Here is a 10,269-nt window from a genome sequence, read left to right as displayed (position 1 = left end):
CCCCTCTCCCCTATGGGGAGAGGGTTAGGGCGAGGGGATTAAACGGCAGAATAGGCTTTTGCCACGCTGCTGGTTTTGCGCATGGCGGAGAGTTCGCTGCTGATGGTGGCCAGACGTCCCTGAATCGCACGCGTCAGAAGCGCATCGTTCTCCAGCATGGTGGACAGCCGGGCGCTGACCTGCGCTTTATTGTGCTGCGCCAGCTGGGTCAAATCGATGTCACACAACGTTCGCATCCCCATGCTATAGGCTGCGGACTCGTCAAAAAACGCATCCCATTCGCCGGCGTCGGCAAGCTGGCGCAGCGTCGCGTTGCTGACAAGCAGATTCTCAATCAGCTCAATTACGCTGTTATCCATGCTTCACCTGCTTGTGCTGTGGGGTGATGGCTTGCCAGGTTTCCGACATGCCCGTCATGAGCGCGATCAGGTGCGGCAGCTTGTCGCCGGATTTGTTGAGATTCGCCTCCAGCAGCGAGCGGGAAATATATTCGTACAGGCTCTCCAGCTCCTCAGCGATTTTCCCGCCCTTCTCGTGGTCAAGCCCGGCGCGCAGGCCGTTATCGATAATGTTAATGGCGCGGGAAATCATCTCCCCACGGCGGGCGATATTCCCCGACTGGAAGTAAATATCGGCGCGCTTCATGGCGTTAATCGCCCCGTCATACAGCAGGACTATTAACTGGTGCGGCGTCGCGCCGCTTATCTGGCTGTCGAGTGAGACAGCGGTATAGGCACTGTTGCCCGTTTTGGTGTACATCGTCAAATCCTGCCGGGCAGCGGCCTGCCCGGATTGCTCATTAAACTAACCCCGCCAGCGTCTGCTGCAGACGGGTGCTCATGCTGTTCATATCGCTCATTGCCTTATCGAGGCGCTGATACTCTTTTTCGCTGCGCAGCATGGCTTCATCGATACGTTTTTGCACCGCCGTGATCTGCTTGCCGATGCGCTTTTCCTGCTCGCGAAGGGACTCCAGCGTGGTTTCAATAACGCCGTCTTTTTTCTGAATCGCGTCCTTATCGCCCAGATAGGTGTTGAAAATACCCTCCATGCGATCTTTGATCCCCTCGCTTCCCCCTTTGCCAAGGAACAGCGCCTCGACCTCCTTCGGGTTATCCTTCAGGGCGGCATCGAGCTTTTTGCTGTCGATGGTCAGGGTGCCGAGCGTTCCGCTGCGATCCTCACCGGTTTTGCCGTCGAAGGTGACGGTGATCCCGAGACGGCCAAGGGAGGTGATCACATCCCCGGCATCACTGTACTCACCGCCCACGGTAGCCTTCAGCTGGCTGGTCAGACGGCGCAGGGAGCCGTCGCTGAACAGCGCGCCGTTGCCGGAGTCAGGCAGCGGAATTTCGCCCTCCCCGAGCTTGTCGCGATCGGGTGCCGTGTATTTTGTGGCGCTGGCCACGGTGCTGAGGTAGCTGTTGTAGTTCTTCACGAACTCCTCAATCAGCGATTTCACCTTTGAGGTGTCTTCGGTGATAGTGAGGGATTCGGTTTTGAAGGGGTGCGGAGCGGATGCATCAGCATCAGGGTCTTTCTCCGACACTTCGCGTAGCTCAAGGGTTACGCCGGTAATCAAATCTTTTACAGTATTAGAACTGCGTTCGACCTTGTCACCGTTGAGCCAGACAATGGCATTTTGGGGGGCAGTGACGTTACTAGCCCCCTCAAGCGCCGCTTTGACATCGGCATCCCCGTCTACCTTTATCGTCATTTCACCGTCTTTACCGGTTTTTTTCGAGGTCAGGACGAGCTTGTGCTCTCCTTCTTTAACCGTAACGACTTCAGCCGCAACGTCGCCATTCTGCGCATTGATTTTTTTGGCAATATCATCGAGGGACGTTTGGTCTTTATCAAGGTTCACCACCAGCGGTTTGTCACTGCCTTCCATCTCGATGGTGACGGTCGCAGCACTCTTACCGATATCCTTATCTCGTGAATCTCGCGTCACCCCGAGCTGATGCGCTTTCGCCAGCTGCTCCACGGCCATGGAGTAGCTGTTCGGAATAGCCCCTTGACCTGCCGTGGCCTTAAAGGTCTTGTTGTCGCTGACGCTGACGCCGTTAAAACCCTCATTTTCCAGCTTGCCAAGATTATCCTTCAGGGTGCTCAGCGCGCTGGAAATAGATCCCCACGCGGAGATTTGCCCGTTATAGGTACTCTGCTTTTGCAGATACGGGTTCAGCTTGACGGAACTGGCCGCACGCTCCTTTGCCAGCAGTTCTTCAAACGGCAGGCCCGAGCCCATGCCTAAAAAATTGGTTGATACCATAATAATGTTTCCTGTTGTAAAGGGATGACCTGTTACTTTTCTATCGGGAAATAAAGAAGGAAGTTTAATTTTTCATATATGCGTGAACAACGCGCAGGCGTATGGATAACAGAGATGCGCGTTTATTGGTTAATTGCTTTTTGTTATCCCGATAATTAACGTCAGAACTGTCATCATTTCCATCAATGACAAAAAAATCGAAAAAATAATTCAGTCATTTTAATTTCCCCCGATGAATTCAGTATGCGAAGCAATTAACGCATATCTCATATTCCGTTATTACTAAGAAGGATATAACAATGGCACAGGTCATTAATACCAACGCGCTGAGCCTGATGGCGCAGAACAACCTGAACAAATCCCAGACCTCTTTGGGGACCGCTATTCAGCGCCTCTCTTCCGGTATGCGTATCAACAGCGCCAAGGACGACGCGGCAGGCCTGGCGATTTCTAACCGCTTCACCGCCTCTATTCGCGGTATGACCCAGGCGGCGCGTAACGCCAACGACGGTATCTCCCTGGCGCAGACCACTGAAGGCGCGCTGGAAGAAGTGACCGAAAACATGCAGCGTATCCGCGAGCTGACCGTACAGGCGAAAAACGGCACTAACTCCGCCAGCGACCTGGACTCTATTAAGAAAGAGATCACTACCCGTCTGGAAGAGATCGGCCGCGTGGCGGAAACCACCAACTTCAACGGCGTGAAGGTCTTTGACGGTTCTAAAGAGAAAATCACCATTCAGATCGGCGATAAAGACGAAGACACCATTGATATCAAGCTGAGCAAGCTGGATATGGAAACGCTCGGTCTGGATAAATTTATGGATGATTTCGCGGATATCGGGATTACTCTGAATGGTGCGGGTATTACGGGTAGTCAGTATGATAAGGCAGCAACGAAAGCTGTTGCTGGCACAACGATGATTGAAGTTGGGCATGCAGATGGGGAATGGAAGTATGCCACGGGTGATGCGGCCATCCTGAAAGATACCATTGGTGCAGCAAATGCTACTGATGTTGAGGTCTACACCCTGGACGATAAGGTATTTGCTTACGACAAAACAGCGAAAAAAATGTTTGAGCTGGACGTCAGTCAAATGACATTCTCAAAAGACGGGGCAAATGCATGGACTAAACTCGATGCTGCACCGACAGCAGCCGCAAAAGAAATTACTGATCCAGCAGATGTAGATATGCTGCTGAATGGACCAACCGAGCTGAAAGATCCGAAAGCACTGGCGGTGGGAGAGACACTGAATAAAACAGGCGGCACTTTCACGCTGGCTGAGTCTCACCTTAACGCTGTTGCGGTAAGCATGTTCGGTGCCGGTGCTACTGCGACAGATTCGAAGCTCCAGATGTTCTCCGTGGATAACGGCGGTGCTACCGAATACTACGCTTACGGTAAAGATGCAGCTACAGGGGAAGTTAAAGTCAGTAAAATCGAGTTTGACGCTGCAGAAGCCGTTACTCAAACTCCTGCACGCCCTGCTGACATGGAATTCATCCGTGAAGCAGCGGGTGATGCGGTGGCCGATGGCCTGCTGGCCAAGCTGGATGAAGCCCTGACCACCGTTGCCGACTTCCGCGCCGACCTCGGTGCCGTTCAGAACCGCTTCAGCTCAATCATTGCGAACCTAAACACCAACATCATCAACACCACCGAAGCGCGCTCCCGTATTCAGGACGCTGACTTCTCGGTTGAAGTGTCCGCCATGAGCCGCGCGAACATCCTGCAGCAGGCAGGTGTCTCCGTACTGGCCCAGGCCAACCAGGTTCCGCAGAACGTGCTGTCCCTGCTGCGTTAATCTGCGTTACCACCTCAATCTTATTACGCGCGTATATCACGCGCGGTTTGCCCTCCCTGTCGGAGGGCTTTTTTGTTTGGTGCGCAACATCATTTTTGCCTGGCGGCGCTGCGCTTGCACAGGTCTACAAGGATCAACGCAAAGGTAGGCCGGGTAAGGCGAAGCCGCCACCCGGCTTTGTTTTTAAGACTGCAGATAAGGTTCCTTCACATAATCCGCCAGCAGATACACCATGTCGTGCAGCATTCCCGTCAGCGCGTCATTCACCCCCTGCGGCAGGGTATTCCCTAAAATCGCCTGCGCCAGTGCCTGCGCATAGTTAACCGGCATAACCGTCTCCTGCCAGCACGCCGGCATACAGGACGGTGAGGTTTCTCCGGCAATAAGTTGCTCAATCAATTGCGGTGGCAAATCGTCGTCACAAAGTCGTTCCAGTTCACCCAGAGCATGCAGCAGACGCCCGCAGAGCGCATTGCGCTCGCTCGCGTCATCGGCTTCAACCAGCGCGCTGGCTAAAGCCGCACAGAGATCGACCACGTCAAACAGGTTGGCAGAGGCCGGAAGCGGTAAGGTGATGAGCTGTTGAATGAAATTTTCGTGTAAAGAGAGAGGTGAAAGAACAGACATGTAATGCCTCCTCGGCGGTGAGAATCAGTGTGTTAAAAGCCTCCTTGTATTTTCAGGTTCTCACGCCCGGCTGCGGATGTTGCCGCAGCACGGGCACTTTACGGTGTGATGGAAACAAACAACAGAGCAAATGCTGAATTACAGAGGATTACTTGTGGGATTGCGAGGCGCCTTCCAGATTTGTGCCGGGTGGCGGCTTCGCCTTACCCGGTCGACAAAAACCCGAAAGTAGGCCGGGTAAGCGCAGCGCCACCCGGCTAGTTGCCCGTGCGCTGAAGCAGGATATTCGCCACCGTATAAACCTCTTCAATCAGCACGCTGTTATTCTGCGTCACCGACGCCGCGCCGTTCTGCGCCTGCATCATCGCGTCTTCAATCAGCGCTCTCAGCTCTTTTGACGAACGCGCGCAGCGGCTGGCCAGGCTGCGCGACTCCACGGCAAAAACGCTCTCTTCGTTGTGCAGCGAGTAGCTGTAGGCGCGGCTCGCCAGCTGAACCAGCGTGCCGCTGCTGTCGGCAATCTTCAGTGCGGCATCCTGGAGGGTGGTCATTGCCTGCACCACCCCCATGGCGCTGTCGCTCAGCGTCGCCAGCAGGTTCGCGTTGGCCTCCGGCACCCGCAGCAGATTCTCGTTTTCCTGGGCAATGGCGGTGGCCGCGCGGGCAATGGTGCTCACCTGCTCGCCCATCTCCTTCATCAGCGGCGGTAGAAAAGCGCCCTGCTCAGACTGCAGCTGAGAGGGCAGCTCGTCGTTGAGGCGAGAAAGATGCAGGTTCAGGCTGCGCAGCAGGGTCAGGGTGGAGACCAGCAGCAATGCCGCCAGCGGCCACGGCTTATGCAACAGAATGCCCGGACGCTCGCCCATTCGCCGGGTGGGAACGTCAAGGGCAAGCAGCCACGGTCTGTCGGGGATCGGCATGACCATCAGCGTGTGCTCGCCGCTGGCGCTGCGAAAATGGGTGTGACGCAAACCGCCATCCGACTGGGCCAGCAGCGCACGCAACGGCACCGCCATCGGCAGGTTGGTATCGTTGAGGGACTGCACCGTCGGCGCACCGGCGGCATCACCGATGATGCGCCCGGTATCGTCCACAATCCAGGCGCGACCGCCAAGACGTTCGCCCGTCTCTTTAACCAGAGAATTGAGAAATTGACGGCTGTTGCCCGTCTCGTCGGCGATATCCGTATCGCCCGACGCGCTTTTGTCCAGCGCGAAGCTTTTCAGGGTGACCACGCTTTCGGTCATTGAACGCTGCTGTGCTTCAACGCGATCGAGCTGCTCGCGCAGCTGGATCGCCAGGGCATCAACCTGCGAGCGCAAGCGTTGCCCTTCCGTGCGAATAAACCACGGCATAACGCCCGCCTGCACCAGAATCACCAGGGTAATGAAAATAACGACCAGTATGACAATAAAAACCATAACATCAGCGCCTGTTGTTTTAACGGCAGCACAATGCTGCCTCTACAGGGCTATTTTATTATGCGGGGGTCAGGAAATATGCTCTTCAAACCGTTGATAACCGCGCACTTCTGTTAACCCTCAACAAAAACAATTTTGCGGACCTTCTGCCAGCGTTTAACCAGCCAGCCGTCAAGGCTGCAGAGCGTGCCGCCCCAGCTCAGCGGGAACAGGCAGAGCACCACATACAGCGTCTCGGGCAGATAAAACAGCCAGCTCAGCCATGAAATCAGATTCAGCCCGCGCGGAATGGTGTAGATACCCATCGTGACCAGCGCCACGCTGCTGATGACCATCAGTACCAGCGCGCTAAAGCGGCTGAACAATCCCAGCGTCAACAGCAGCCCCATGCTGCATTCCAGGAACGCCACCACCACCGCCATAATGACCGGAAAAGGGATCCCCGCATCATGCATGGTATCCACCATCAGCAGCTGGTTCTCCGGGACGAATAATTTATTAAACCCGGCGGTAAAGAAAAAAACACCGATCACCAGACGACAGATAAATACGGGAAACATTGATGGCATATCGGACGTATGCATAAAACGCTTAAGAGAGAACATCGGTCATCCTTGTAAAGAAAATTAATACTGTGTAATAAATTCAATAACCTGCCTTTACTCAGTATAAATTCACAGATCTCGTTCGCAACTGCCGCCCCACCATTTCCGGCACAATTAATAACTTTATACAGATTAAAAATGATTAATCTAAAGTGATAACAGCGTCTCATTATCAACGCTACTGACGCCGCGCTTTCGCAGTAAGAAAGGTAACCAATTGGTTTTAATGTGATTAAAGCGCAATCATGAATAACGTTATTTTTGGTGTGGTTAAAACACCGCAATTAATAACCTTAAAGGTGTTAAGGCTGCTCTTACATAATGGTTGCAAAAAGATGACGTAAGACATAAAAAGCATGTCGCTCTGGCACCCGGCTAGCAATAACGTGCATTCATTACTATTAATTACATTAGCCAGAAGCGATACCCAATACACCAGAAGAATCAAATAACTATGCTAAACAATATCGCGATTGGATCGTTAGTGACGCTGGATTTGCAGAGCCGTACGCTTGCCCGAACGGATACGCAAGAGACCGTCACTCTTCCCCAAAGCGCATGTCTGTGCCTTGCCGCGCTGGCGGAGGCTCATGGGGAAGTGCTTTCCCAGGAACAGCTGATGGAGATCGGCTGGCGCAGCGCCGGAGTGGAAGTCACCGACAACAGCGTGCGGGTGATGATCACCAAGTTACGCCGCGCGTTCGCACAGCTAAACCTGCATGAAACCATCACGCTCATCGCCGTGACGCGCAGCGGCTATCGCCTGCTCGTGCGGGAGAGCGGCAGCGAAGTGCCGCCTGCAGCGCAGACGGAAGCCCTCCCGCCGCAGGATCTCCCCGTACAGGCCGACGCACCAGAGTCACTGTCGGTTGTTGCGCCCTCTCCGCCTCGCCCCCGCAGCACGCTCATGCAAAAGAGCTGCGTCACGCTCAGCGGCGTGCTCGTCGGGCTGGTGATTGCGCTCCTCCTGCGCGGCATTTTAGATTTTAGCCCGCAGCCGGTGCACTTTGTGCGCTGGAATGGCCCCGGCGTGCCGCCCGGTACCGAGGTGATGGTTCAGCAAGACAAACAGTCGCAGACCGCCCTGATTGAGTCCACGCTGCAAACCTATACCCGCCATGTTCTGGCGCGCCGTACTGACGAGAAGCCCGCAGCCGTACTGTATGTTACGACGGGCTCGGAAAAGATGAGTAAATTCCAGGGGCTTATTGCCTGCCAACAACCCTTTAAGGATTCAGGGAATGACTGCGAATCGTTCTATTTTCGCCATTATTAAATCGCCGATCGCGCTTCTGTTTCTCGGCGGAGTCATTATCGGGACCGGCGCCATGGCGCTGTATGGGTTTTATACCTCGCCCTATAAGGCGGTCTGTATCGCGCCGACCTCGTATTACATTATTGAGGACGACAACAACGCGACGCTGGCGCGCGGTATCTACCGTTCTTATCGTGACGGCCTGTTCAACGGGCATACCACCTATATCGGCAGCATCAGCCACTTTAAAGACGGCAAGCGCGACGGGCTTCCCAAAGCCGTAAACCGTGAAGTACGCTACGACGTTGATATGTCGGGGAAACGGCTCCATCTGACCGTCACCAGCCAGCACCGCAAGCTCGGCGGCCAGAGCTCGGATGAAGACGTGACCGACTATATCTTCCCGCAAATCAAACCAGGTGAGGTGGCGACCAGCACTATCTATCTGCTGGACGACAAAGTCCTGGCCTCCGGTACGGAGACCGTCGCCCGTATCGCCTGCATGAATTGAGGGTCAGACCAGCGCCTGAATCAAGCCATCAAGGGTGTCAAACCCGAGGGCCATCAGGCGCTCAAAGAACGGTGCCAGCGTTTCGGCAATCAGGAGCAGCGCCAGCATGCCGAAGGTCAGCGTCAGCGGGAAGCCGATCACAAAGATGGAGAGCTGCGGCGTCAGGCGGTTTAACAGCCCGAGAATAAAGTTAATGCACAGCAGGAGCGCGATGACCGGCAGACCCAGCAACAGTCCCTGACTGAAGATCATCCCGGCATGCGTCACCAGCCAGAGGTACCCGCCCGCATGCAGCGGTGTGCTGTTGACAGGCAGCGCCTGAAACGTCTCTGTCAGCAGGGCCAGCAGCCAGAGATGGCCGTTAAAGGCGAGGAACAGCAGGGTCACCAGCAGGGTGAGAAAGCGGGAAATCACCGGGCTGTTCCCGGCACCGGGGTCAAAGAAGGTGGCAAAGGATAACCCCATCTGCATACCGATGATTTCACCGGACATGCGCACGGCGGCAAACAGCAGCTGCAGCGTCAGCCCCATTGACGCGCCGATAATCACCTGTTTCGCCAGCACCCAGACCCCTTCCCAGGAGTAAAGGCCAATCTGCGCATCAGGCAGCGTGCCGCCAATCAGTATCGCAATCAGCAGCGCCAGGCCAGCGCGCAGCCGGGCGCTAATCGCTTTCTCGCCGAATATCGGCGCGACGTGCAGCAACGCGGCAATGCGCACCATGATGAAAAAAGTGTGGCTGACCAGCCCGTAGAGCTGGTCGAGAGGAAGTCCGAAGGCCATCAGCCAATCACAAAAGGAATGCTGGCGAACACCGCACGGGTGTATTCAATGAAGATTTTCATCATCCACGGCCCCAGCGCAACCGCTACGCCGACGATCATCAAAATCTTTGGAATAAAGGTCATGGTCATTTCGTTGACCTGCGTGGCGGCCTGCAAAATACTGATGATCAGACCGGTAACCAGCGCGGCCACCAGCAGCGGAGCTGAAATCATCAGTCCTACCTTGATCGCCTGCATACCCATCACCATAACGCTTTCAGGGGTCATCACGCTCTCCTAACTGTAAAAGCTCTGGGCCAGCGACCCGACCAGCAGCTGCCAGCCGTCGACCAGCACAAACAGCATCAGCTTAAACGGCAGCGCAATGGTAGTGGGCGGTACCATCATCATCCCCAGCGCCATCAGGATGCTGGCAACCACCAGATCGATAATCAGGAACGGGATAAAGATGGTAAAACCAATCTGGAAGGCAGTTTTTAGCTCGCTGGTGATAAACGCCGGTATCAGAATGCTGAGCGGCACCGCTTCCGGCGAGGCGATATCCGGGGTTTTGGCGATACGGGCAAACATCGCCAGATCGCTTTCGCGGGTCTGGTCGAGCATAAAGGCACGCAGCGGTTTAACCCCTTCCGTCAGGGCCACTTCCATGGTGATCTTGTTTTCCTGCAGCGGCTGCCAGGCTTTTTCATAGATCTGGCTGAACACCGGAGACATGACGAAAAAGGTCAAAAACAGCGAAAGCCCCACCAGCACCTGGTTAGGCGGCGCGGTGGGCGTGCCGAGGGCGTTACGCATCAGCCCCAGCACGATGATGATGCGGGTAAAGCCGGTCATCATCAGCAGCACGGCTGGAATAAAGGTAAAACCGCTCAGCAGCAGCAGGGTTTGCACCGGCAGCGTCCAGCCGCCCTCGCCCGTCGGCTGACCAAGGGTGATGTCACCGTTGGCCGCCAGCGCACCGGCGGTAGGCAGCATCAGGACG

12 protein-coding genes are annotated in these 10,269 nt (G+C 55.2%); 3 read left to right on the top strand and 9 right to left on the bottom strand.

The features are described from left to right. Positions 1-38: 38 nt before the first annotated feature. From ENTMO_RS0114370 to fliD, 3 genes are read right to left on the bottom strand one after another with little or no spacing between them, the layout of a single operon-like run. Positions 39-359, bottom strand: a complete 321-nt coding sequence (locus ENTMO_RS0114370) for a flagellar protein FliT (RefSeq protein WP_010432220.1) — start codon at positions 357-359, stop codon at positions 39-41. After that, on the bottom strand, positions 352-759 hold the full coding sequence (gene fliS, locus ENTMO_RS0114365; protein WP_010432217.1) for a flagellar export chaperone FliS: 408 nt from the start codon (positions 757-759) through the stop codon (positions 352-354). Before fliS ends, ENTMO_RS0114370 begins: the two co-directional genes overlap by 8 nt. Before the next feature lie 40 nt (positions 760-799). Next, a complete protein-coding gene (gene fliD / locus ENTMO_RS0114360; RefSeq protein ID WP_010432214.1) occupies positions 800-2,275 on the bottom strand; it encodes a flagellar filament capping protein FliD in 1,476 nt (491 codons plus the stop codon). 299 nt (positions 2,276-2,574) lie between these two features. Between fliD and ENTMO_RS0114355 the strand changes: the two genes are divergently transcribed. Further along, positions 2,575-4,083 carry a flagellin N-terminal helical domain-containing protein gene (locus ENTMO_RS0114355; protein WP_010432211.1) on the top strand — a complete coding sequence of 503 codons (1,509 nt, stop codon included), beginning with the start codon at positions 2,575-2,577 and terminating at the stop codon, positions 4,081-4,083. Positions 4,084-4,266: 183 nt separating this feature from the next. Here ENTMO_RS0114355 and ENTMO_RS0114350 read toward each other — a convergent pair whose 3' ends face one another. The 3 genes from ENTMO_RS0114350 to ENTMO_RS0114340 form a co-directional block, all read right to left on the bottom strand. Further along, positions 4,267-4,710, bottom strand: a complete 444-nt coding sequence (locus ENTMO_RS0114350; protein ID WP_010432209.1) for a hypothetical protein — start codon at positions 4,708-4,710, stop codon at positions 4,267-4,269. 257 nt (positions 4,711-4,967) lie between these two features. Further along, on the bottom strand, positions 4,968-6,131 hold the full coding sequence (locus ENTMO_RS0114345; protein ID WP_010432207.1) for a PDC sensor domain-containing protein: 1,164 nt from the start codon (positions 6,129-6,131) through the stop codon (positions 4,968-4,970). Between the two features lie 113 nt (positions 6,132-6,244). Continuing rightward, complete coding sequence (locus tag ENTMO_RS0114340; RefSeq protein WP_010432205.1) at positions 6,245-6,736, bottom strand: DoxX family protein; 492 nt, start codon at positions 6,734-6,736, stop codon at positions 6,245-6,247. A 454-nt stretch (positions 6,737-7,190) separates the two neighbouring features. On the opposite strand from ENTMO_RS0114340, the gene ENTMO_RS0114335 reads away from it, so the two are divergent. Both ENTMO_RS0114335 and ENTMO_RS0114330 read left to right on the top strand, forming a co-directional pair. Further along, positions 7,191-8,012, top strand: coding sequence for a winged helix-turn-helix domain-containing protein (locus ENTMO_RS0114335; protein WP_010432203.1), 822 nt, complete (start codon positions 7,191-7,193; stop codon positions 8,010-8,012). Beyond that, a complete protein-coding gene (locus ENTMO_RS0114330; RefSeq protein ID WP_010432202.1) occupies positions 7,978-8,502 on the top strand; it encodes a hypothetical protein in 525 nt (174 codons plus the stop codon). The genes ENTMO_RS0114335 and ENTMO_RS0114330 overlap by 35 nt, the downstream gene beginning before the upstream one ends. A gap of 3 nt (positions 8,503-8,505) precedes the next feature. On the opposite strand, the gene fliR is transcribed toward ENTMO_RS0114330, so the two are convergent. From fliR to fliP, 3 genes are read right to left on the bottom strand one after another with little or no spacing between them, the layout of a single operon-like run. Next, positions 8,506-9,285: a flagellar biosynthetic protein FliR gene (fliR, locus tag ENTMO_RS0114325; protein ID WP_010432200.1), complete on the bottom strand. Its 780-nt coding sequence runs from the start codon at positions 9,283-9,285 to the stop codon at positions 8,506-8,508. Continuing rightward, positions 9,285-9,554 carry a flagellar biosynthesis protein FliQ gene (fliQ, locus tag ENTMO_RS0114320; protein ID WP_010432198.1) on the bottom strand — a complete coding sequence of 90 codons (270 nt, stop codon included), beginning with the start codon at positions 9,552-9,554 and terminating at the stop codon, positions 9,285-9,287. The genes fliR and fliQ overlap by 1 nt, the downstream gene beginning before the upstream one ends. Before the next feature lie 9 nt (positions 9,555-9,563). Next, positions 9,564-10,262 (bottom strand): flagellar type III secretion system pore protein FliP, encoded by a 699-nt coding sequence (gene fliP, locus ENTMO_RS0114315; RefSeq protein ID WP_041951426.1) that lies wholly within the window; start codon positions 10,260-10,262, stop codon positions 9,564-9,566. Positions 10,263-10,269: the final 7 nt, after the last annotated feature.

Origin of the sequence: Enterobacter mori LMG 25706 (genome assembly GCF_000211415.1) — a bacterium.
GTDB classification, from domain to species: domain Bacteria; phylum Pseudomonadota; class Gammaproteobacteria; order Enterobacterales; family Enterobacteriaceae; genus Enterobacter; species Enterobacter mori.
The sequence above is the reverse complement of the archived record's forward strand: the minus strand, read 5'-3'. Positions and strand labels throughout refer to the sequence as shown.